The sequence below is a fragment of the Sphingomonas sp. SORGH_AS_0950 genome (genome assembly GCF_030818415.1).
Classification (GTDB): domain Bacteria; phylum Pseudomonadota; class Alphaproteobacteria; order Sphingomonadales; family Sphingomonadaceae; genus Sphingomonas.
The window spans coordinates 1,479,541-1,501,302 of sequence record NZ_JAUTAE010000001.1; the positions used below are offsets into that span (position 1 = coordinate 1,479,541).

General features: G+C 66.7%; 19 protein-coding genes and 1 tRNA gene. 9 read left to right on the forward strand and 11 right to left on the reverse strand.

Translation table 11 applies throughout. The features are described 5' to 3' along the window. Positions 1–17 precede the first annotated feature (17 nt). Positions 18–1,775 (forward strand): M1 family metallopeptidase, encoded by a 1,758-nt coding sequence (locus QE385_RS06280; protein ID WP_307100112.1) that lies wholly within the window; start codon positions 18–20, stop codon positions 1,773–1,775. A 361-nt stretch (positions 1,776–2,136) separates the two neighbouring features. On the opposite strand, the gene QE385_RS06285 is transcribed toward QE385_RS06280, so the two are convergent. From QE385_RS06285 to QE385_RS06300, 4 genes are all read right to left on the reverse strand, one after another. Further along, positions 2,137–3,264 (reverse strand): calcium:proton antiporter, encoded by a 1,128-nt coding sequence (locus QE385_RS06285; protein WP_307100114.1) that lies wholly within the window; start codon positions 3,262–3,264, stop codon positions 2,137–2,139. Positions 3,265–3,459: 195 nt separating this feature from the next. Continuing rightward, a complete protein-coding gene (locus QE385_RS06290) occupies positions 3,460–3,969 on the reverse strand; it encodes a GNAT family N-acetyltransferase (protein ID WP_307100116.1) in 510 nt (169 codons plus the stop codon). Positions 3,970–4,129: 160 nt separating this feature from the next. Further along, on the reverse strand, positions 4,130–5,401 hold the full coding sequence (clpX, locus tag QE385_RS06295) for an ATP-dependent Clp protease ATP-binding subunit ClpX (RefSeq protein ID WP_307100117.1): 1,272 nt from the start codon (positions 5,399–5,401) through the stop codon (positions 4,130–4,132). Between the two features lie 112 nt (positions 5,402–5,513). Then, on the reverse strand, positions 5,514–6,200 hold the full coding sequence (locus QE385_RS06300) for an ATP-dependent Clp protease proteolytic subunit (protein WP_307100119.1): 687 nt from the start codon (positions 6,198–6,200) through the stop codon (positions 5,514–5,516). A gap of 165 nt (positions 6,201–6,365) precedes the next feature. Here QE385_RS06300 and QE385_RS06305 point away from each other — a divergent pair, with 165 nt between their 5' ends. Continuing rightward, positions 6,366–7,757, forward strand: coding sequence for a hypothetical protein (locus tag QE385_RS06305; RefSeq protein ID WP_307100121.1), 1,392 nt, complete (start codon positions 6,366–6,368; stop codon positions 7,755–7,757). Here the strand turns inward: QE385_RS06305 and QE385_RS06310 are convergent. The 3 genes from QE385_RS06310 to QE385_RS06320 all read right to left on the reverse strand — a co-directional run bounded on the left by QE385_RS06310 (position 7,721) and on the right by QE385_RS06320 (position 10,646). Further along, a complete protein-coding gene (locus QE385_RS06310) occupies positions 7,721–8,653 on the reverse strand; it encodes a glycosyltransferase family 2 protein (protein WP_307100123.1) in 933 nt (310 codons plus the stop codon). The two genes, QE385_RS06305 and QE385_RS06310, sit on opposite strands and share 37 nt — an antisense overlap. Before the next feature lie 193 nt (positions 8,654–8,846). Then, entirely contained in the window at positions 8,847–10,502 is a 1,656-nt protein-coding gene (tig, locus tag QE385_RS06315; RefSeq protein ID WP_307100125.1) for a trigger factor, read from the reverse strand. A 59-nt stretch (positions 10,503–10,561) separates the two neighbouring features. After that, a tRNA-Leu gene (locus QE385_RS06320) sits at positions 10,562–10,646 on the reverse strand. Between the two features lie 122 nt (positions 10,647–10,768). Here QE385_RS06320 and QE385_RS06325 point away from each other — a divergent pair. Together QE385_RS06325 and QE385_RS06330 are read left to right on the forward strand one after the other, a co-directional pair. Next, positions 10,769–10,927 carry a hypothetical protein gene (locus QE385_RS06325; RefSeq protein WP_307100127.1) on the forward strand — a complete coding sequence of 53 codons (159 nt, stop codon included), beginning with the start codon at positions 10,769–10,771 and terminating at the stop codon, positions 10,925–10,927. A gap of 8 nt (positions 10,928–10,935) precedes the next feature. Next, positions 10,936–11,178: a hypothetical protein gene (locus tag QE385_RS06330; protein WP_307100131.1), complete on the forward strand. Its 243-nt coding sequence runs from the start codon at positions 10,936–10,938 to the stop codon at positions 11,176–11,178. A 264-nt stretch (positions 11,179–11,442) separates the two neighbouring features. Here QE385_RS06330 and gatB read toward each other — a convergent pair whose 3' ends face one another. The 4 genes from gatB to gatC are packed head-to-tail and all read right to left on the reverse strand — an operon-like array spanning position 11,443 to position 15,099. Continuing rightward, positions 11,443–12,924, reverse strand: coding sequence for an Asp-tRNA(Asn)/Glu-tRNA(Gln) amidotransferase subunit GatB (gatB, locus tag QE385_RS06335; RefSeq protein WP_307100133.1), 1,482 nt, complete (start codon positions 12,922–12,924; stop codon positions 11,443–11,445). Next, the gene (locus QE385_RS06340; protein WP_307100135.1) at positions 12,921–13,337 is read right to left on the reverse strand and encodes a hypothetical protein; all 417 of its coding nucleotides are present in this window, start codon (positions 13,335–13,337) and stop codon (positions 12,921–12,923) included. The genes gatB and QE385_RS06340 overlap by 4 nt, the downstream gene beginning before the upstream one ends. Further along, a complete protein-coding gene (gatA, locus tag QE385_RS06345; protein WP_307100137.1) occupies positions 13,331–14,812 on the reverse strand; it encodes an Asp-tRNA(Asn)/Glu-tRNA(Gln) amidotransferase subunit GatA in 1,482 nt (493 codons plus the stop codon). The genes QE385_RS06340 and gatA overlap by 7 nt, the downstream gene beginning before the upstream one ends. After that, positions 14,812–15,099, reverse strand: coding sequence for an Asp-tRNA(Asn)/Glu-tRNA(Gln) amidotransferase subunit GatC (gene gatC / locus QE385_RS06350; RefSeq protein WP_037568622.1), 288 nt, complete (start codon positions 15,097–15,099; stop codon positions 14,812–14,814). Before gatC ends, gatA begins: the two co-directional genes overlap by 1 nt. A gap of 138 nt (positions 15,100–15,237) precedes the next feature. Here gatC and QE385_RS06355 point away from each other — a divergent pair, with 138 nt between their 5' ends. The 5 genes from QE385_RS06355 to QE385_RS06375 all read left to right on the forward strand — a co-directional run bounded on the left by QE385_RS06355 (position 15,238) and on the right by QE385_RS06375 (position 21,760). After that, positions 15,238–16,344: a DUF3089 domain-containing protein gene (locus QE385_RS06355; protein WP_307100139.1), complete on the forward strand. Its 1,107-nt coding sequence runs from the start codon at positions 15,238–15,240 to the stop codon at positions 16,342–16,344. Then, positions 16,341–16,805: a Holliday junction resolvase RuvX gene (gene ruvX / locus QE385_RS06360; protein WP_167345377.1), complete on the forward strand. Its 465-nt coding sequence runs from the start codon at positions 16,341–16,343 to the stop codon at positions 16,803–16,805. The genes QE385_RS06355 and ruvX overlap by 4 nt, the downstream gene beginning before the upstream one ends. Before the next feature lie 295 nt (positions 16,806–17,100). Continuing rightward, positions 17,101–19,470, forward strand: a complete 2,370-nt coding sequence (locus QE385_RS06365; protein WP_307100141.1) for a TonB-dependent receptor — start codon at positions 17,101–17,103, stop codon at positions 19,468–19,470. Between the two features lie 92 nt (positions 19,471–19,562). Next, positions 19,563–20,546 carry an aspartate carbamoyltransferase catalytic subunit gene (locus tag QE385_RS06370; RefSeq protein WP_261270972.1) on the forward strand — a complete coding sequence of 328 codons (984 nt, stop codon included), beginning with the start codon at positions 19,563–19,565 and terminating at the stop codon, positions 20,544–20,546. Further along, positions 20,543–21,760: a dihydroorotase family protein gene (locus QE385_RS06375; protein WP_307100144.1), complete on the forward strand. Its 1,218-nt coding sequence runs from the start codon at positions 20,543–20,545 to the stop codon at positions 21,758–21,760. Before QE385_RS06370 ends, QE385_RS06375 begins: the two co-directional genes overlap by 4 nt. Positions 21,761–21,762: the final 2 nt, after the last annotated feature.

Sequence of the window (21,762 nt, forward strand, 5' to 3'; positions counted from 1 at the left end):
GCGCGACACCATGCCGCATGAATCGTATACGGAATGTCGTCGCTGCGCTGTTCGCCTCCTCGCTGCTCTGTGGGGCCGCGACCGCCTTTGCCCAGAGCCCCAAGGGCTTACCCGGCAAGGGCGAGCCGCCGCTGACCGCCCAGACCATGGTATCGGGCGGCGTTCGCCCGCCCGAGCAACGGGCCATGCGGTTCGACAGCGCCGACCTGTCGTTCGAGATTCTGCCGGACACACGGGAATTGAACGGCATTGCCGTGCTGGACTTTACCGCAAAGTCGCCGCTGGCGCGGCTGGTGATCGATCTCGACCGCAATCTGCCGGTCAAGGCGATCGCGATCGACGGCAAGCCGCTCAAGCCCGCCGCATGGTCCAATCCGGAGGGGCAGCTGGTCGTCACCCTGCCCCGCCCGCTTCGCGCCGGACAGAAGGTCAGCGCCAGGATCACCTATGGCGGCACGCCGCATGTCGCGGTGCGGGCGCCCTGGGATACCGGCGTGGTCTGGGCCAAGACGCCCGACGGGCGGCCCTGGTTCGCGACGACGACGCAGGGCTATGGCTGCGACCTGTTCTGGCCCTGCCTCGACTATCCGATGGGCGAGCCGGGCGTCGTCACGCTGCACATCACCGTGCCCAAGGGGTTGAAGGCGCCGTCCAACGGCGTGCTGCTGGGCGTCGACACGCTGCCCGACGGGCGCACCCGCTGGAACTGGCGGACCAAGCATCCCAACACCTATGCCATCGCGCTGAACGTCGGACCCTATGAGGTGGTGCAGGGCCGCTACAAGAGCCGCTTCGGCAACACGATCCCGATGTTCTACTGGTATCTGCCCGGCGAGAAGCAAAAGGCCGAAGGCCTGTTCGCCGAGTTCGCGCCGACGCTGGATTTCTTCGAATCGACGGTCGGCCCCTTCCCCTTTGGCGACGAGAAGCTGGGGGTGGTCGAAACCCCGCACAAGGGCATGGAGCACCAGACGATCAACGCGTACGGCAATGAATATGCCAAGGCGCCCGAGGGGTTCGACTGGCTGTTCCAGCACGAGTTCAGCCATGAATGGTTCGGCAACCAGCTGACCAATGTCGACTGGGACGATTTCTGGCTGCACGAAGGCTATGGCAGTTACATGCAGCCCAGCTATGGCCGCTGGCGCGAGGGCGAGGCGCGCTATGCGGTGATGATGGATGCCCAGCGCGGCCAGATCGCGAACAAGTCGCCCATCGTTCATGATCGCAGCATGACCGAGCAGGACGTCTATGAAGACGCCAAGGGCGGCCCCGGCCTGGACATCTATATGAAGGGGTCGTGGATGCTCCACACCCTGCGCAACCTGATCGGCGACAAGGCCTTTTGGGACGTGACGCGGCTTGCCGTCTATGGCCGCACCGATCCCAAGCCGGGGAATTTCACGCCGCGCTATGGCTCGACCAAGGAATATGAGGGCTTTGTCCGGCAGGTCACGGGCAAGGATTATGGCTGGTTCTTCAACGTCTATCTGCGCCAGGCGGCGCTGCCCGAGATCGTCGAGACGCGGGTCGGCAACCGGCTGACGTTGACATGGAAGGTGCCGGGCGGCGGGCCTTTCCCGATGCCGGTCGAGGTGCAGGTGGGCGACAGGGTCGAGACGCTGCCGATGACGGACGGCATGGGCACCTTGACCCTTCCCGAAGATGCGCACGTCGTGGTCGACCCCTGGGCGAAGGTGCTGAAACGCTCGGTCGCGATCGAGCAGTTCCGCGCGTGGAAGGCGGAACAGGCGGCCAAGAAGAAGCCAAACTAAACACCCGCTCCGTTCAGCCTGAGCGAAGTCGAAGGCCACGGGCTAAGCGAGGTTCCAAGCGTGCCCGGTCCGACCGGATTCCCTTGGCCTTCGACTTCGCTCAGGCTGAACGGATGGATGGGCCCGACTTAACGTCTTCTTGCCCTCTCCCCTGGACAGGGGAGAGGGTCAGCGAAGCTTGCCAGCCTGCTGGCTAGCGCAGCTTGGGTGAGGGGTTGAGCGAGCCCAAGGGCTCGCGCGCTCGCTTCGCGAGCGCCCACCCCTCACCCAGCTCCGACTAAGCCTTTGCTTTCGTCTGCGCAACCCTCTCCCCTCTGCGAGGGGCGAGGGAAGCAAAGGCATCGCTGAATGTTGATCGGTCTTAGGGCACCACCGTCACGAACAGATAGGCCGCGAAGATCACCAGATGCACCGCGCCGCCCAGCACGGTGGTCCGGCCATTGCCCAGCGTCAGCGTGATGGTGAATAACGACAGCACCAGCAGGATCATCTGCTTGGCCCCGATCCGCAGCGCGAGCGGCAGGCCGAGCATCAGCGAGACGATCGCCACCGCCGGAATGGTCAGCCCGATCGTGGCCAGCGCCGAGCCCAGCGCGAGGTTGAGGCTGGTCTGCAACCGGTTCCGCTTGGCCGCCCGGTACGCCGCCAGGCTTTCGGGCGCGAGGACCAGCGCCGCGATGACCACGCCGACGATGGCGAGCGGCAGCCCGGCGTTCAGGATCGCCGCCTCGACGATCCCCGACAGCCCCTTGGCGAGCAGCACCACCCCGACCAGCGCGACCAGCAGCATCCCCAATGCCGCCCAGGCGGCCGCATTGGTCGGCGGCTCGGCATGGGCGTCGGCGGGCATGTCCTCATGCGCGGGGAGGAAATAGTCGCGGTGCCGCACCGTCTGCACCATCACAAACGTCCCGTACAGGATGACGCTGACGATCGCGACGAAGACCAACTGCGAGGTCGCATAGGTCGGCCCCGGCGCGGACGAGACGTAATTGGGCAGGACCAGCGACAGCACGACCATCGCGCTCAGCACGTTCAGCGACGAACTGGCTCCGCGCAGCGAAAAGCGCTGCTCGCCATGCTGCACGCCCCCCGCCAGCAGGCAGAGGCCGACAATACCGTTGAGGATGATCATGATCGCCGCAAACACGGTATCGCGCGCCAGGCTGGAGGCATCGCCGGCATCGGACAGCATCAGACTGACGATCAGAGATACCTCGATCACCGTCACCGCGACGGCGAGTACCAGCGTACCGAACGGCTCACCGACCCGGTGGGCGACGACCTCGGCCTGATGCACCGCCGACAGCACGCAGCCGAACAGAATGATCGCCGCGACGACCACCCCCACCGTCCCCATTTTGTAGAGCGACACGGCGATGGCCAGCAGCCCCAGCAACGGGAACACCAGGGTCCACCAGGGCATCAACAGACGCTGGAGCAGCGCGCGCTTCTGTCCGGGGGAAACGATGGCATCGGGTTCGCTCATGGCTGGTCGGGTCTCCTCGTCATGGCATGATGACATTCCTGTCATGCCAATGCGCCAACCACCCTGTTGGCTCCCGATCGGGGCGGGATTCATTGCGAGATCGCAACCAACTGCCGATCGCGCCGCCCAATATCGTCCACCCACGGCGGGACGGCATGGCTGACATAGCGGGGCCACCCCTTCAGGCGACGGGCTTCACGTTCCCCCGACCGGCCGCATCATCGACCAGAAGCGCGGGCCGTCTTTGGGGACCGACCACGGCCCGATCAGCTCGAACCCCAGCCGCGTGTAGAGCCCGACATTGCTCTCGGTCGCGGTCTCCAGATAGGCGGGCACGCCGTCCGCGTCGCATCTGGCCAGTCCCGCCCGGATCGACGCGCCGCCCAGCCCCCGCCCCTGCCGCGCCGGATCGACGCCCGCAATGTGCAGATACCAGAAGGGCTCGGCCGGGAAATGCGCTTCCACCGCATCGCCCAGCCGCATCGCGCGGGGCAGCGACGCCCCCAGCGCGTGCAGCACCGGGATCAACCGCCGGACAAAGGCCATGGTCGGCACCTGCGCCTGTCCGGGCGGCCGCCAGAAACTGCCCGCATCCGCCCCCTGGCTCACCAGCCGCATCCCGACCGCATCGCTGTCGAACAACAGCGCGAACAGGCGCGGCAGGCGCTTCGCCCGGTCGGCCGCATCGGGAAAGATATAGGACATGGGCCGGATCGTCGGCGAAGGCGCGGCCCAGCATCCGCGCCACCGCCACCCGGTCCCCGTCCACCGCATCGCGCATCACGGCCATCGCATGATCCTCATGAAAAACGGGCGCCTCCTTTCGGAAGCGCCCGCTTTCTTGCATCGGTCACAGGGCCGGCGTTCAGGCCGCCGCGCCGTCCTTCTGCTTGGACTTTTCGGCATAGACGCGGATCGGTTCCTTGCGGCCCTCGACCACGTCCTTGTCGACCATCACCTCGTCGACGCCGTCCATGCCGGGCAGGTCGAACATGGTGTCGAGCAGGATGCCCTCCAGGATCGAGCGAAGCCCGCGCGCACCCGTCTTGCGCTCGATCGCCTTCTTGGCGACCGTGGTCAGCGCCTCGTCGGTGAAGTCGAGTTCGACATTCTCCATCTCGAACAGCTTCTGATACTGCTTCACCAGCGCGTTCTTCGGCTCGGACAGGATCTTCACCAGCGCCGCGATGTCGAGGTCCTCGAGCGTCGCGATCACCGGCAGACGGCCGACGAATTCGGGAATCAGGCCGAACTTCAGCAGATCCTCGGGCTCGGTCTGGCGCAGATATTCGCCGGTCCGCTTCTCCTCGGGGGCCGCGACATAGGCGCCGAAGCCGATCGACTTGCCCTGCAGGCGGTCGCCGATGATCTTTTCCAGACCCGCGAACGCGCCGCCGCAGATGAACAGGATGTTCGTCGTGTCGACCTGCAGGAATTCCTGTTGCGGATGCTTGCGGCCGCCCTGCGGCGGAACGCTGGCGGTCGTGCCTTCCATCAGCTTGAGCAGCGCCTGCTGGACGCCCTCGCCCGACACGTCGCGGGTGATCGAGGGATTCTCGGCCTTGCGGCTGATCTTGTCGATTTCGTCGATGTACACGATGCCGCGCTGCGCCCGCTCGACATTGTAATCCGACGCCTGGAGCAGCTTGAGGATGATGTTCTCGACATCCTCGCCGACATAGCCCGCCTCGGTCAGCGTCGTCGCGTCCGCCATGGTGAACGGCACGTCGAGGATGCGCGCCAGCGTCTGCGCGAGCAGCGTCTTGCCGCAGCCGGTCGGGCCGACGAGCAGGATGTTCGACTTGGCGAGTTCGACGTCGGCGCCCTTCGCGCCGTGGTTGAGGCGCTTATAGTGGTTGTGCACCGCGACCGACAGGACGCGCTTGGCCTGCTTTTGCCCGATGACATAATCGTCGAGCACGTTGCAGATTTCCTGCGGCGTCGGCACGCCACCATCCTTCTTGGACACCAAAGCGGACTTGGTCTCCTCACGGATGATGTCGTTGCACAGCTCCACGCACTCGTCGCAAATGAAGACGGTCGGCCCCGCGATCAGCTTGCGCACCTCGTGCTGCGACTTGCCGCAGAACGAGCAATAGAGGGTGCTTTTCGAGTTGCCACCGCTCACCTTGTCCATCAATCACCTCTCGCACCCATCAAACGGTGCGCTACCGTTGCCGGGGTGCGCATCGTACCGCACCCCGATAAAGTCACAATCGAAATAAACCGTTCACGCGGAACGACCCGTCTTACGCGGACGTCGCGTCGTCGGCCGGGACCGGACGCTTGTCGAACACCTGGTCGATCAGGCCGAATTCCTTGGCCTCCTCGGCGCCCATGAACTTGTCGCGGTCCATCGCACGCTCGATCTCCTCCAGCGGCTTGCCCGTATACTTGGCGTACAGCGAGTTCAGGAAATGCCGCATGCGCAGGATCTCGCGCGCCTGGATCTCGATGTCCGCGGCCATGCCCTGCGCCCCGCCCGAAGGCTGGTGGATCATGATGCGGCTGTTCGTCGTCGCCACGCGCATGCCCGGCTCACCCGCCGACAGCAGGAAGCTGCCCATCGAGGCGGCCTGGCCGATGCACAGCGTGCCGACGCGCGGCCGGATATACTGCATCGTGTCATGGATCGCCATGCCCGCCGTGACGACACCGCCCGGCGAGTTGATGTACATGAAGATGTCCTTCTTCGGATTTTCCGACTCGAGGAACAGCAGCTGCGCGCAGATCAGCGACGCCATCCCGTCCTCGACACCGCCGGTGACGAAGATGATGCGCTCGCGCAGCAGACGGCTGAAAATATCGAACGACCGTTCGCCGCGGTTCGACTGTTCGATGACGATCGGAACCAGACCGGCCTGCGTCTGCCGCAGCCCGACGCCGGCCTGTGCCAGCGGGCTCGCGAAATCGCCGGTCTCGAACGGATTGTGCATGGATATCTCTCTTATGCCCAGAAGAGCCCCTATGTCGCGTGATGCCAGCGCATATTCAAGCCCCGGCGACCGCCCCACATGCCGCGACGCAGCGTTTACCCTTTTTTACGCGCGCGCACGCTAGACCGATGCGCAAGGACGCGAGAGGCGGTATCCGGCAAAATCATGACGTTGGCACGAACGCCGCCTCCGGCCCTGACCACGGCGCTTCGCGTCATGCGACCGCGTGCGCTGCTTCTCGGCGCGGCGAGCGGGGCGGTTATCGGCGCGGTCCTGTTCCTGCTGTTCCTTCTGGCCAATCACGCCGCGATCGGACTCGATCTGCCCGGCGCGCGGGCGCATGTCCGACAGGCCTTTGCCGAGGGTGCGTTGCAGGACCGCGACTATCTGAAGGGCGATACCGCGATCGGATGGCATCAATATAATGATTGCCTGATCCTACGCCTTGCGCTCGACCAGCACGCCAGTGCGACCGCCCTGACCGTCAGCCCGCTGGTCACGCCGCCGGTCGAACCCCGGACCCAGTGCAGCAGCCTGCGCGGCTTCCTGGCGGGCGAGCGGACGGGCACGACCGGCTATTATCACCGCTATATCCATGGCCACACGCTGATCGCCCGGCTGTTGCTGCCCCGACTGTCGGTGGCGGCGATCCGGGGAATCTATCACGGCCTGTCGACGCTGCTGGTGCTGGCGGGGATCGTCACCGGGCTCATCGCCTTGGCGCGGGGACGGCGGCGGGCGGAGGGGCTGTTCTGGCTGATCGTCTTCCTCGCCTTCGCACGCGGGTTCGGGCTGGAAAGCTATGGCCAGTCGCTGGGCCATGGTCCGGCGGACATCGTGCTGATCGGCTATCTGCTGATGCTGGCGGTGCTGGGCACGGGGCGCGGGATCGGGCCGCGCCTGGCGATGCTGACCGCCGGGCTGTTCGGCGCGCTGACCCTGACCTTCGAGTTCCTGACCGGCGGCATCCCGCTGGGGCTGGCGGCGGTGATCGGTGGCCTGGCCTTTGCCGCCAGGCCGGGCGAGGAACGCGCCTTCGCCCCCCTGCCCGTCGCGCCGCTGGCGGCCTATCTCGGCGCGATCGCGACGATGGCGGCGCTCAAGATCGCGCTGGTCGCGCAGGTGTTCGGCGTCCGGGCGTTACGCGCGGATGCGGGGCAGCTTCAGGTCCGGCTGGGCCTCGACGCCTCGCATGGCGAGACGTCCGATCTGGGCATCGTCCATATGGCAAGGCAACTGGCCAAGGGCATTGACGGGCTGGCGGCGGGAATGCCGCTAATGGCGGGCGCGGTCGTGCTGATCGCGCTGGTGGCGGGTATGTGGGGCGCGCGGCGGCTGCTCGCCCGTCCCGACCCGGCGATGCGCGCGCGGGTGGTCGCGCTGCTACTGTCCAATGGCGCCATCGCCGCCATGCTCGTCTTGTTCTGGCAGCATACCATGATCCATGCCTGGTTCATGGAGCGGACCCTGGTCTGGACGATCGCCAGCGGCTTTGCGCTGTTCGCGCTCGCCCTGCCCGCTCAGCCCGCCGAGCCGGGGGCGGGCTGCGCCAGATAGGCCAGCCGCCGCACCTCCTGCCGACCGCGCACCACGGTGTCGAGGATCAGCCCGGTAAAGACGTTCAGCGCCGCCAGCAGCATCAGCCCGGTCGACAGGATCGCGGTCGGGAAGCGCGGCACCTGATGCGTGTCGAGATAGGTCAGGATCAACGGCACCGCGAGCAGGATGGCCGCTGCCGCGAACAGCGCGGCGATCGCACCGAAGAACCAGAGCGGCCGTTCGATCCGGTACAGCTTGATGATGGTACGCAGGATACGCCAGCCGTCCGAATAGGTGCTCAGCTTCGACGCCGACCCCTCGGGCCGCGCGAAATAGGGGGTCGCCACCTCGGCGCAGGGCATTTTGAGTTCCAGCGCATGGACGCTGATCTCGGTCTCGATCTCGAAGCCGACCGACAGGACCGGGAAACTCTTGACGAAGCGACGCGAGAAGACGCGGTAGCCCGACAGAATGTCGGAGAAGCTGCGCCCGAACAGTCGCGCCAGCATCCCGGTCAGCATCGCATTGCCGAAGCGGTGCCCGCGCCGATAGGCGAGTTCGGCCTCGCTCACCCGCTGGCCGACCACCATGTCGAGTTGCTCCTCGACCATGCGCGCGACCAGCCCCGGCGCGGAGGCCGCGTCATAGGTCGCATCGCCATCCGCCATGACATAGATGTCGGCGTCGATATCGGCGAACATCCGCCGCACGACCGCGCCCTTGCCCTGGATGCGTTCCGACCGGACCACCGCCCCGGCGGCACGCGCCACCTCCACGGTGCGATCCCGGCTGTTATTGTCATAGACATAGATGGTCGCCGAGGGCAGCGCGGCGCGGAAGCCCGCAATGGTCTGCGCGATCGCGGCCTCTTCGTTATAGCAGGGCAGCAGCACCGCGATCCGGGGTTCGTTCACAACCTATCCTCGTCAAAAGGCGGGCGATCCGGCCCCCCGTCACTACCCACAGCCCCTATGCGCCAATGCGGCCGGGCGGGACAGCCCGTACACCCCTGCAAGGGGAAGAACAGAAGGCCTTCACGCAGGAAGGGCGACCGCTTGCGCGACCGCCCTTCCCCGTTGGTTCACGAACCGAAGTCCGATGCCGTCCTTACTCGGTCGGCGCGGCCTTCTTGGCGCGGGGCTTCTTGGCGGGCGCTTCGGCCTCGGCCTCGCCTTCCGCCGGAGCAGCGGCCTTCTTGGCGCGCGGCTTCTTGGCCGGGGCTTCCTCGGTCGCCTCGGCGGCATCCGCCTCGCCTTCGGCCGGAGCCGCCTTCTTGGCGCGGGTCGCCTTCTTCGGCGCGTCCTCGGCGCCTTCCTCGGCGGCGGCGTCCTCGGTCACGTCGGCCTTCTTGGCCTTCGCCTTCGACTTCTTGGCGCCATGGTCATGATCATGGTCGTGGTCATGATTGTGGACGTGCGTGCCGGTCGCGAAACCGTCCTCGCTCTCGATCGCGGCTTCCAGTTCCTCGCGCGTGGTCTCGCGGTCGGTGATCTCGGCCTTGCCGAACAGGAAGTCGACGACCTTGTCCTCATAGAGCGGGGCGCGCAGCTGGGCGGCGGCCATCGGCTCCTGCTGGATATACTGGATGAAGCGCTGGCGATCCTCGGGGCCGTACTGCTGCGCGGCCTGCGCGATCAGGCGGTTCATCTCCTGCGCGGTCACTTCGACGCCGTTCGCCTGGCCGATCTCCGAGAGGAGCAGGCCCAGACGGACGCGGCGCTCGGCGATCTTGCGATAGTCGTCGCGCTCCTTCTCCATCTCGGCCTTGGCGGCCTCGGGGTCTTCCTCATGGGTTGCTTCATGCTCGAGCTGCGCCCAGATCTGCGAGAACTCGGCCTCGACCATCGACGGCGGCACTTCGAAGTCGTGACCATCGGCCAGCTGGTCGAGCAGCTTGCGCTTCATATAGGTGCGGGTCAGGCCGTTATGCTCCTGCTCGATCTGCCCCTTCAGCAGGCCGCGCAACTGCTCCAGGCTCTCGAGGCCCAGATTCTTGGCCATCTCGTCGTCGATCTTGGCTTCGCCGGCGGTCTTCACCGACTTGATCGTCAGGTCGAAGGTCGCGGGCTGACCGGCCAGATCCTTGGCGGGATAGTCCTCGGGGAAGGTGACCGAGATCTGCTTCTCTTCACCGGCCTTCACGCCGACCAGCTGGTCCTCGAAACCGGGGATCAGGCGACCCGCGCCGATCTCGACCGCCATGTCCTCGCCCGAGCCGCCCTCGAAGGCGACGCCGTCAGCCGTCTTGCCGACGAAGTCGACGGTGACCTGGTCACCCTCGGCCGCGGCCTTGTCGCCCGCATCGTCCCAGCGCTTCTGCTGGTCGGCGAACTTCTGGAGCTGTTCGTCCACCGCCTCGTCGGCGACGGCCACGGTCAGACGCTCCAGCTTCAGCGCGTCGATCGCGGGGGTCGGGACCTGCGGCAGCACTTCGAGCGTGACGTTCAGCGTGGCATCCTTGCCCTGCTCATACTCACCGACCAGCTCGACCTGTGGCTGCATCGCGGGGCGCAGGCCCTGCTCGACGATCAGCGACTGCACGCCTTCCTGCAGCGCAGTGTTCAGCGCGTCCTGGAGGAGCGCCGGGCCGTGCATCTTGCGGACCAGGTTGGCGGGCACCTTGCCGGGGCGGAAGCCGGGCATCTTCATCTGCGGAGCGATGCGCTTCAGTTCGGCATCGACCTTGCCCTCGATATCCTGGGCGGTGATGGTGAGCGTGTAGGCGCGCTTCAGCCCCTCGTTCAGCGTCTCGACAGTCTGCATCTAAAGGCCTTCAATCTGGAGAAATTCCGTGTGGCTGTCGCCCCGTTTTGACCGGGGACTGGTGCGGGCGAAGGGACTCGAACCCCCACATCTTACGATACTGGAACCTAAATCCAGCGCGTCTACCAGTTCCGCCACGCCCGCACGAGGACACCGCCGATGGGCGCGCGTCTATATCACCATGGGCGGCTTCGGCAAGGGACAACAGGCAACATGTGCGGTCGCGATGCGTTTATCCCCTCCCCAGTCCGAATTGGAGAGCGAAAATGGCCACCCAGCCCCCGCCCGAAAGCCCGCAGCCGACCCAGCCCGCGCAGCCCGACGCACCCCCGCCCGAAATCGTGCCGCCCGGCCCCGATATCGACCAGCCCGCCCCCGGCACCGGCCCCGGCGATCCCGGCACGCAGCAGCCCCCGCAGATTTGAGGAAGACGATGGCGACCAACCCCGAAAATCATCCCGACAGCCCGCCCGCCGAGGCGCCGGAGAACAACCCCGACAGCCCGCCGCGCGAGGACGAGCGCAGCGATATCGAACAGGCGGTCGAGGCGCGCTCCGATGCGGTCAAGCGTGGTGAAGGCGGCGAGGAACCGGTGACGTTCACCAGCAGCGGCGAGCATGACGGCGTCGGTGGGACCGGCGGCGTGGTGCGGAACCAGGATCTGGATGCGCAATAACACGGCAGCGGTCTCGGTGAGACACCCTTGCCCTCCCCCAGCCCCTCCCGCCTGCGGGAGGGGAGAAGCTTGCGGCAAGGCGAGAAGATTATCGAAGGCCGTTCGCTAGATTCGAAGCTCACGACAGCGCATTTCACCCGCCCAAAGCACGCCCCTCCCGCAAGCGGGAGGGGATGGGGGAGGGAAAGCCGCAGGCGATGCCCTCTGCGAGACACCAAACCCTCCCCCCGGCCCCCTCCCGCTTGCGGGAGGGGGTGCAAGAGATCAACCCACCAGCGCCTTCTTCAGCAGGTCGTTGACCACCGCCGGATTGGCCTTGCCGCCCATCGCCTTCATCGTCTGACCGACAAAGAAGCCGAACAGCGCTTCCTTGCCCGCGCGATACTGGCCCAGCTGGTTGGGGTTCTTCTCCAGAACCTCGGCGATCACCGCCTCGATCGCGCCGGTGTCGCTGGTCTGCTTGAGGCCACGCTCCTCGACGATCTTGCTCGGACCGTCGCCCGTCTCCAGCATGATCTCGAACACCTGCTTGGACAGACTGCCCGACAACGTACCGTCGGCGACCAGCGCCAGCAGCTCGGCTGCCTGGGCGGGGCTGACCGGGCTCTCGGTGATGTCCTTGCCCAGCCGATTGAGCGCGCCGAACAGTTCGGCCGCGACCCAGTTGGCCGCCTGTGCGGGCTTGGCGCTCGTGCCTTCCAGCGCCTCCAGCAGCCCGTCGAACCAGCGCGCCGTCTCGACCTCGGCGGTCAGCACGCCCGCATTATACGGAGTCAGGCCCAGCGCCTCGTAACGGCGGCGCTTGGCGTCGGGCAGCTCGGGCAGGCTGGCGCGGCATTCCTCGACGAACGCGTCGGTCAGTTCCAGCGGCAGCAGGTCGGGATCGGGGAAGTAGCGGTAATCATGCGCATCTTCCTTCGACCGCATCGAGCGCGTCGTGCCGCTCTCGACGTTGAAGAGGCGCGTTTCCTGGACGATCTTGCCGCCATCCTCCAGAACCGCGACCTGGCGCTTGGCCTCATACTCGATCGCGGCCATGACGAAGCGGACCGAGTTGACGTTCTTCGTCTCGGTGCGCGTGCCGAACTCGTCGCCGGGCTTGCGCACCGACACGTTCACGTCGGCGCGCATCGAGCCTTCTTCCATATTGCCGTCGCACGACCCGACATAGCGGAGAATGGCGCGCAGCTTGCGGAGATAAGCCCCTGCTTCGGCGGGCGAACGCATGTCGGGACGGCTGACGATCTCCATCAGCGCCACGCCCGACCGGTTGAGGTCGACATAGGAGCGCGTCGGATGCTGGTCGTGCATCAGCTTGCCCGCATCCTGCTCGACATGGATACGCTCGACACCGATCGACTTGGTCGGGCCGTCGGGGTTCTTCTCGTCCAGGCTGATCTCGATCGCGCCCTCACCCACCAGCGGGTGGTAGAGCTGGCTGATCTGATAGCCCTGCGGCAGATCGGCGTAGAAATAGTTCTTCCGGTCGAAGCGCGACCATTTGTTGATCTGCGCGTCGATCGCCATGCCGGTGCGCACCGCCTGGCGGATGCACTCCATATTGGGCACGGGCAGCATGCCGGGCATCGCGGCGTCGACCAGCGAGACCTGGGTGTTGGGCTCCGCGCCGAACGCGGTCGCCGCGCCGGAGAACAGCTTGGCGTTGGAGGTGACCTGGGCATGGACTTCCAGGCCGATCACGACCTCCCATTCCCCCGTCGCGCCCTGGATGCGATATTCGCTCATGTTCGATCTCGATGATGAAGATAGTTGATCGCCGTCAGGACGGCGTTGCTGCCCAGCAGGGCGACGATCCAGCAGGTCGACAGGATGCGCAGGACCGACGTCTCGAAACCAAGATGCCGCGCCTCCCGCAACCCGATATAGGCCGCGCCCGCCCCCAGCAGCAGGAACAGGATGCCCAGCCGCACCTCGCCGCGCAGGATCACGCTGTTGCCCACGCACAGGCACAGGATGAACCCCGCCACGCCCAGGAAGAACCGCGCCAGCGTGTGATGGTCGAAGGGCTGGCTTTCCATATGGCTGAGCGACACGCCGACATAGGCGCTGAGGATCGCCCCGAACGCGACGTTCAGGGCGCCCTGTGCTTCCCGCAACACCGCGATGTTGCGGGCCGTGAAGGCGCGGTCGCTTACCACCAGGCCTGCGGACGGGCGGTGAAGCCCGCGCGCTGCTCGATGGCGAGCCCGGCGTTCAGCACGCCCTGCTCGTCCAGCGGCTTGCCGATGATCTGAAGGCCGAGCGGCAGTCCATCCTTGTCCAGACCCCCCGGCACCGACATGGCCGGAAGCCCGGCCAGCGAGGCGGGCACCGTGAACACGTCGTTGAGGTACATGGCCAGTGGATCGGCCTGCTTCTCGCCCAGCGCGAACGCCGCCGAGGGCGCGGTCGGGGTGAGGAGCACGTCACACTCACCGAACGCCCGCTCGAAATCGCGAGCGATCAGCGTGCGGACCTTCTGCGCCTGGGTGTAATAGGCGTCGTAGAAGCCTGCCGACAGGACGTAGGTGCCGATCAGGATGCGGCGCTTCACCTCGTCGCCGAACCCGGCGGCGCGGGTCGCGGCGTACATGTCCTGCAACCCCGCCCCTTCGGGCAGGTCGCGCAGGCCGTAGCGCACGCCGTCATAGCGGGCGAGGTTGGACGACGCCTCGGCCGGCGCGATGATGTAGTAAGCGGGCAGCGCGTACTTCGTGTGCGGCAGCGAGACCTCGACGATCTCGGCGCCTGCATCGCGCAGCCAGTCGATGCCCTGCTGCCACAGCGCCTCAATCTCGGCGGGCATGCCGTCGACGCGATATTCCTTGGGCACGCCGACCTTCTTGCCCTTCAGGTCCGCCGACAAAGCGGCTTCCCAATTGGGCACGTCGAGCTTCAGCGAGGTCGCGTCCTTGGCGTCGAAGCCCGCCATCGCCTCCAGCATGATCGCGCAGTCGCGCACGTCGCGCGCCATCGGCCCCGCCTGGTCGAGCGAGGAGGCAAAGGCGATCGTGCCCCAGCGCGAGCAGCGGCCATAGGTCGGCTTGATGCCCGAAATGCCGGTGAAGGCGGCGGGCTGGCGGATCGAGCCGCCGGTATCGGTGCCGGTCGCACCCGGCGCCAGACCCGCCGATACCGCCGTCGACGAACCGCCCGACGACCCGCCGGGGGCGAGCGCGGCAGTGTCGTTGGGGCGACGCCAGGGCGAGATGACGTTGCCGAACGCGCTGGTCTCGTTGGACGAGCCCATGGCGAACTGGTCGAGGTTCAGCTTGCCGAGCATGCCTGCGCCCGCATTCCACAGATTCTGCGAAACCGTGGACTCGTAAGGCGGCACGAAGCCTTCCAGGATCTTGCTGGCGGCGGTGGTCGCGACGCCCTTGGTCGCGAACAGGTCCTTCATGCCGATCGGTACGCCCGCCAGCGGCTTGAGCGTCTCGCCCGCCGCGCGCGCGGCGTCGGCCGCATCGGCGGCGGCGAGCGCATGGTCGGGGGTTTCGACCAGAAAGGCGTTGAGCGCACGGGCACCCGCGACCTTGGCATTGAAGGCCTCGGCGACTTCGCGCGCCTTGAACTGGCCGTCGCGCACGCCGTCGCGAATGGCGGCGATGCCGAGTGTGGTGAGATCAGTCATTATTCGATCACCTTGGGCACCGTGAAGAAGCCATGTTCGGCCTGCGGCGCATTCTGCATGAGGAGGTCGCGGATGCCGCCGTCATTGACGACGTCGTCGCGCAGGCGAAGCTGGTTCGGGATCACCGCGGTCATCGGCTCGACCCCTTGGGTGTCGACCTCGCCCAATTGCTCGATCCAGCCCAGGATATTCCCAAGCTCGGGGGCGAGGCGCGTCGCGTCCTCCTCGGTGATCGCGATGCGGGCGAGGCTCGCGATCTTCTTCACGGTTGCGGTATCTACGGACATGGATTTGCGGCTAGCATCGCCGCGCGGCTTCGCGCAACGCTTTTGCCGTCTCGGCGATTGCAACGGGGGCAAGTCAGGCGTCATGGATAGCAATTGCGGGCCGCCCAATTTTGCTGCGACGCACAATGGAGTGAGGATTTGGCGCGCAAATTCCTGTATGTGGTGGCGGCACTCATCATGCTGACGATCGCCGCCGCCTTTGCCTATCGCCTGTTCGGCAACCAGCTGCTCCGCTGGTCGACGGTCCCGTCCGAGTCGTTCAAGGCCCAGGCGGCGCCCCCGGCCGACCTGTACGAGCGCAAGGTCCTGTGGCTGGCGCGACCCGACATCCCCGGCAATCCCGCCCTGTGGGTTCCGGCGGGCTACACGCCCGGCAAGCCCGGCACCGGGGCCGCCATCTTCTTCATCCACCCCACCTCGTACATCAACAAGTCGCACTGGAATGCGCCGATCGACGATGCGGACACGAATGCGCGCGCCGAACTGTTCCTGCGCGGACAGGCCAGCGCGTTCAATGCGGCGGGCGACATCTGGGCGCCCCGCTATCGACAGGCGACCTTCGGGGCGTTCCTGACCAGCGTCCAGGATGCCGAGCGCGCGCTCGACCTGGCGTACCGGGACGTGGACGCCGCCTTCACCGCCTTTCTGGCGCAGGTCGATCCCAACCGTCCGCTGATCCTGGCGGGGCATAGCCAGGGCGCGCTGCACCTGTCGCGGCTGCTGACCGACCGGGTGGCGAAGAACCCCGCGCTCAAGCGGCGGATCGTCGCGGCCTATGTCGTGGGCTGGCCGATCTCGATGACCGCCGACCTGCCCGCCATGGGGCTGCCCGCCTGCGAGCGGGCCGACCAGACCGGCTGCATCCTGAGCTGGCAGAGCTTCGGCGAGCCCGCCGATCCGTCGCTGATCCTCGACGTGTTCGACAAGACCAATGGCTATACCGGGGCACCGCGCAAGGACACGGCGATGCTGTGCACCAATCCGCTGACCGGCACGCCGGACGTCGCGGCGCCCGCGACCGCCAATCTGGGCACGCTCTATCCGTCCGCCGATCTGAAGAGCGCGGACATCGCGGCGGGCAAGGTTCCCGCCAAGTGCGAGGGGCGCGGCATCCTGACCATCGGCGAGGGGCCCAATGTCGGGCCCTATGTGCTGCCGGGCAACAATTACCATGTCTATGACTATAGCCTGTTCTGGGCGAATGTCCGCGCCGATGCGGAGCGCCGTTTGAAAGCCTTTCGATGAGCCTGATCACCACCGACCGCACCGAATTCCGCAACGCCCTCCCCTCGGGCGGGCGGCTGATCGGGCTGGACGTCGGCACCAAGACCGTGGGCACCGCGCTCTGCGACGCCGGATGGAGCTTCGCCAGCCCCGCCACCCTCATCCGCCGGACCAAGTTCACCAAGGACAAGGAACAGCTGATCGCGATGATCGCGCAACAGGGTGTGCAGGGGCTGGTCATCGGCCTGCCGCTCAATCTCGACGGCAGCGAGAGCCCGCGCTCGCAATCGACCCGTGCCTTTGCCCGCAACTGCGCCGATCTGGGCCCCATATTGCTCTGGGACGAACGCTGGTCGACCGTCGCGGTCGAGCGGACGATGATCGAGCAGGATATGAGCCGCGCCAAGCGGGCGGAGCGGATCGACAATCTCGCCGCCGCGCACATCCTTCAGGCGGCGATCGACGCGCTGGTGATGGCGTAAGAACATTCCTCCCCTGGAAGGGGAGGTGGCAGGCCGAAGGCCTGACGGAGGGGTGTTCAGGCTGGAGAGGTTGGACCGCAGCAACGACCGGTGACACCCCTCCACCATCCTTCGGATGGTCCCCCTCCCCTTCCAGGGGAGGAAGGATAGTGATGCCTCACAAATGTCGACCGACTGACCGCAAAACGACCGCGTCCGCCAACAATGTCACATATCGGTCTCCAACCAGTCGCCGACCCGTCACTCAAGCCCCCTAGCTGCGCCGCTTCCTACGAAGCCTTTGGGGGGCCCAGCCGTGCCGCGTTTTTCCACTCTGTCCCGTTCGATGCTGATGATCGGCGCCGCCGTCATCGCCATGCCCGCCCGGGCGCAGCAGCAGTCCGATACGGCGGCGCCCGAGGCCGCGACCAATGGCGACCAGATCGTCGTGACCGCGACCCGCACCACCCGCTCCTCGGTCGAGCTGGGCGCGGCGGAGATCCAGAAGGTGCTGCCCGGCGCCAACCCGGTCAAGGCGATCCAGACGCTGCCCGGCGTGCAGTTCGAGACGGCCGACCCCTGGGGCAATAACGAGCAGAACATCTCGCTGTTCGTGCACGGCTTCAACCAGAACCAGCTCGGCTTCACCATGGACGGCGTGCCGCTGGGCGACCAGTCCTATGGCAATTACAACGGCCTGACGCCGCAGCGTGCGGTCATCAGCGAGAATGTCGCCCGCGTCCGCCTGACCGCCGGTGCCGCCGACCTGGGCACCGCCTCGGCCAGCAATCTGGGCGGCGGGATCGAGACCTATTCGAGCGACCCGGCCGCGACGATGGGCGTCCGCTTCGCCCAGACGCTGGGCAGCTATGACGCCAGCCGCACCTTCCTGCGCATCGACAGCGGCGAGGTCGAGGGGCTGGGCGGCACCAATAGCGGATACCTCTCGGTCGTCCGGCAAAAGGCGCGCGCCTGGGAATTCGATGCGCGCCAGGGCGGGTGGCAGGGCAATGCCAAGTTCGTCCACAAGGGCGAGAACGGCACGCTGACCGGCTATTTCGACATTTCGGACAAGGCCGAGCCCAATCAGGATTCGGTCGCGCACAATGCGGGCGGGCTGGAGCCCTATTATCGCTCGCTGCTCTATCCGAACTGGCGGGCCGCGCTCGCCTATGTCGACGCCAATGGCGCGCCGCCGTCGAACAACCCCAATAATTACATGAACTATTTCGGCGATGCGCAGCGCACCGACTATCTGGGCTATATCAAATATGAACGCCGCTTCGGCGATGCGGTGACATGGACCAATCAGGTCTATTACCATCATGACGAGGGCCAGGGGCAGATCACCGGCCCGATCGCGGCGGCGGGCCTGCCGGGCCTGTTCCGCATCTATTATCCGGGGCAGGATCTGAAACAGGTCTTCGGCGGATCGGGCTATGCGCTGCGCACCACCGAATATGGCATCGACCGCAAGGGCGCGATCTCGACGCTGGCCATCCATGCGGGCGATCACGAGATCGAGCTGGGCGGCTGGTATGAGCATAACCGCAACACCATCTTCCGCCGCTGGTATGCGGCCCCCATCGACAATCCGCCCTCGCCCTATGAATGGGCCGATCCCGCCAAGCGCCGCCTGACCCAATATGCCGCGATCACGAAGTACGACCTGATCCAGACGCATGTACAGGATCGCTGGCACGTTACCCCGACGGTGACGGTCGAGGCGGGCTTCAAGTCCAGCCTGCAATTCGCCGATGGCCGCGTGCCGACCCAGCCGCTGCCCGGCGCGCTGCCCGGCACCTCGACCGGCTATCCCGAGGGACGGCTGAACACCAAGAAATGGTTCCTGCCCGCGATCGGCGCGATCTGGGACGTTTCGGCCAACGACCAGCTGTTCGGCCATATCCAGAAGAATGTCCGCCAGTTCCAGGCCTCGGTCGCGGCGGGCCTGTCGCCCTTCGCGGTGGGCAGCCAGCAGGCGTTCGAGCAGATCAAGGCGAACACCTCGCCCGAAACCTCCTGGACCTATGAGGCGGGCCTGCGGTCGCGCCACGCGCTCGACCTGGGGCCGCTGACCGCGATCGAGGGACAAGTCAGCGCCTATCATGTCGATTTCGACAATCGCCTGCTCCAGATCAGCGCAACGCCGGTCATCGCCTCGGTCATCGGCGGCGTGTCGATCCTACAGAATGTCGGCCGGGTGCAGACCAATGGCGTGGATGCGGCGGCGACCTTGCGCTTCGGCCCGCACCTGTCGATCTACAACGCGCTGTCCTACAACAGCTCGAAATATCGCGACAATTATGTCAGCGGCACCAGCACCGTCCTGACCGCGGGCAAATATGTCCCCAACACCGCCAAGTGGCTGAACAAGACGGTGGTGTCGATCAATGACGGCCCCTTCGAAATCCAGGCGATCGGCGATTATGTCGGCCCACGCTTCGCCACCTATACCAACGACCAGGGCATTGGCGGACGCTATCTGGTCAACCTCCAGGCCAGCTACACCCTGCCGCAGATCGACGGGTTCGGGGTCAAGGACCTGAAGCTGTCGGTCAACGTCACCAACGTGACCAACCGCAAGGGTATTTACGAACTGGTTGTCGGTGCCGCGTCCAGGACCTGGAACAGCTATGCCCAGCCGCCGCGCATGGGCTTCATCACCCTGTCGGGCGCGTTCTGACGCCGATGGTCCCGTCCCGGCCCCGGATTATCGGGATCGGGACCAACTGCCCGCTTGCCCATCGCGCCGCCGCTCGCTACCCGGCGGCTTTAATGCAGACCTCGGATCATCGCCCCGGCACGCTCATTCAGGGTGGCGCCGTTTTCCCGCACCGGCATCTGACCGGAATCGACGGCCTTCAACCGCATGAGATCATGTTCCTGCTCGACGAGGCGGAACATTGGCTCGATCGCGGCGCGACCGACACGCCCGACACGCGGCTGGCGGGCCTCACCCAGATCAACGCCTTTTTCGAGAATTCGACCCGGACCCTGCTGTCCTTCGAGATCGCGGGGAAGCGCCTGGGCGCCGACGTGGTCAACATGCACGCCGCCCAGTCGAGCGTGAAGAAGGGCGAGACGCTGATCGACACGGCGATGACGCTGAACGCGATGCGCGCCGATGTCATCGTCATCCGCCACATGGCGAGCGGAGCCGTCCGCCTGATCGCCGACAAGGTCGACTGCCCGGTGCTGAACGCGGGCGACGGGCGGCACGAGCATCCGACGCAAGCGCTGCTCGACATGCTGACCATCCGTCGCCGTCGTGGCGGCGTCGCGGGACAGAAGGTCGTGATCTGCGGCGACATATTGCACAGCCGGGTCGCGCGCTCGGACATCCTCGCCCTGACCGCGCTGGCGGCCGAGGTGCGGGTGTGCGCGCCCTCGACGCTGATGCCCAAGGGAATCGAGCGGATGTTCGTCACCCCCTTCACCGATTTCGACGAAGCCATCGAGGACGCCGATGTGGTCATGATGCTGCGCGTCCAGAACGAGCGGATGGCGGGCGGCTATATCCCCTCCACCCGCGAATATCGCCTGCGCTACGGCCTTACGCCTGAACGCCTCAAGCGCGCCAAGCCCGGTGCGCTGGTCATGCACCCCGGCCCGATGAACCGGGGGGTCGAAATCGACTCGGAGGTCGCGGATGGCCCGCAATCGGCGATCACCGAACAGGTGGCGATGGGCGTCGCGGTGCGCATGGCCTGTCTGGACGTGCTGACCCGCCGAGCCCGCAAGCTGGAGGGCTGGGCATGAGCGTCACCGCCTTCACCAACGCCGTGCTGGTCTGCCCGGTCGGCGGCGAGACCTGGGGCCAGGCGCTGCTGGTCGAGAACGGTGTCATCACCGGCACCGGAAACGTGCCCGAGGGCGCGACCGTGATCGACTGCGGCGGCAATATGCTCGCCCCCGGCATCGTCGATCTGGGCGTATTCAAGGTCGACAATTCCGCCTTCCGCGCGGGCGGGATCGTGCGCATTGGCCTGATGCCCGACCAGTCGCCGGTGCTCGACGATCCGGGCGTGGTGCAGCGTGCCGCGCTGATCGGGCGGCCGGACCTGTGGATCCACCCCATCGCGGCGGCGACCCGCTCGCTGGCGGGCACCGATCTGGCGGAGATGGCGGTCTGCGTCTCGGCGGGCGCGAAGGCGGTCGGCACCGGGCGCGGCTGGATCGCCGATTCGGGCGTGATGCACCGGGTGCTCGCCTATGCGGGCGATCTGGGCCTGACCGTCATCGCCCATGCCGAGGATGGCGGCCTGGCCGCCGACGCGGTCGCGACCGAGGGCGAGACGGCGAGCCGTCTTGGCCTCCCCTCCGCCCCCGCCATCGCCGAGTCGCTCGCCATCGCGCGCGACCTGATGCTTGCAGAGGAAACCGGGGCCAAGCTGCACATCCGGCAGGTGACGACGGCGGCGGGCTTCGACCTGATCCGTGCGGCCAAGCGGCGGGGCGTGAAGGTGACGTGCGGGATCACGCCTGCGCATCTCCACCTGTCGGACATCGCGATCACCGATTTCCGCACCTTCGCCCGCCTCTCGCCCCCCTTGCGCGACGAGAGCGACCGCCAGGCGGCGCTGGCGGCGGTCGCGGACGGGACGGTCGATGTCATCGGATCGGGCCACGACCCGCATGGCCCCGAGGCGAAGCGCCTGCCCTTCGTCGATGCCGAAGCGGGCATGGCGGGGGCGGAGACGCTGTTGCCGCTGGCGCTGATGCTGGTGCGCGACGAGCGGATCACCCTGCCCCGGCTGTTCGCGCTGCTGGCCGCCAATCCGGCCAGGGTGCTGGGCCTCGACACCGGCACGCTGGAGCCGGGCAAGCCTGCCGACCTGATGCTGTTCGATGCGGAAACGCCGTGGATGATCTCGGGCGACGCCTTCGCCTCGGCGGGCAATACGCCGTTCGACGGCTTCCCCGTCCAGGGCCGCGCGCAGCGGCTGTGGAAGGCGGGACGGGAAATCCTCTAAAC

Coding starts and splice junctions, on each gene's coding strand:
- QE385_RS06280 (WP_307100112.1), top strand. CDS start 18: ATGAATCGTATACGGAATGTCGTCGCTGCGCTGTTCGCCTCCTCGCTG.
- QE385_RS06285 (WP_307100114.1), bottom strand. CDS start 3,264: ATGAGCGAACCCGATGCCATCGTTTCCCCCGGACAGAAGCGCGCGCTG.
- QE385_RS06290 (WP_307100116.1), bottom strand. CDS start 3,969: ATGTCCTATATCTTTCCCGATGCGGCCGACCGGGCGAAGCGCCTGCCG.
- clpX (WP_307100117.1), bottom strand. CDS start 5,401: ATGGACAAGGTGAGCGGTGGCAACTCGAAAAGCACCCTCTATTGCTCG.
- QE385_RS06300 (WP_307100119.1), bottom strand. CDS start 6,200: ATGCACAATCCGTTCGAGACCGGCGATTTCGCGAGCCCGCTGGCACAG.
- QE385_RS06305 (WP_307100121.1), top strand. CDS start 6,366: ATGACGTTGGCACGAACGCCGCCTCCGGCCCTGACCACGGCGCTTCGC.
- tig (WP_307100125.1), bottom strand. CDS start 10,502: ATGCAGACTGTCGAGACGCTGAACGAGGGGCTGAAGCGCGCCTACACG.
- QE385_RS06325 (WP_307100127.1), top strand. CDS start 10,769: ATGGCCACCCAGCCCCCGCCCGAAAGCCCGCAGCCGACCCAGCCCGCG.
- QE385_RS06330 (WP_307100131.1), top strand. CDS start 10,936: ATGGCGACCAACCCCGAAAATCATCCCGACAGCCCGCCCGCCGAGGCG.
- gatB (WP_307100133.1), bottom strand. CDS start 12,924: ATGAGCGAATATCGCATCCAGGGCGCGACGGGGGAATGGGAGGTCGTG.
- gatA (WP_307100137.1), bottom strand. CDS start 14,812: ATGACTGATCTCACCACACTCGGCATCGCCGCCATTCGCGACGGCGTG.
- gatC (WP_037568622.1), bottom strand. CDS start 15,099: ATGTCCGTAGATACCGCAACCGTGAAGAAGATCGCGAGCCTCGCCCGC.
- ruvX (WP_167345377.1), top strand. CDS start 16,341: ATGAGCCTGATCACCACCGACCGCACCGAATTCCGCAACGCCCTCCCC.
- QE385_RS06370 (WP_261270972.1), top strand. CDS start 19,563: ATGCAGACCTCGGATCATCGCCCCGGCACGCTCATTCAGGGTGGCGCC.
- QE385_RS06375 (WP_307100144.1), top strand. CDS start 20,543: ATGAGCGTCACCGCCTTCACCAACGCCGTGCTGGTCTGCCCGGTCGGC.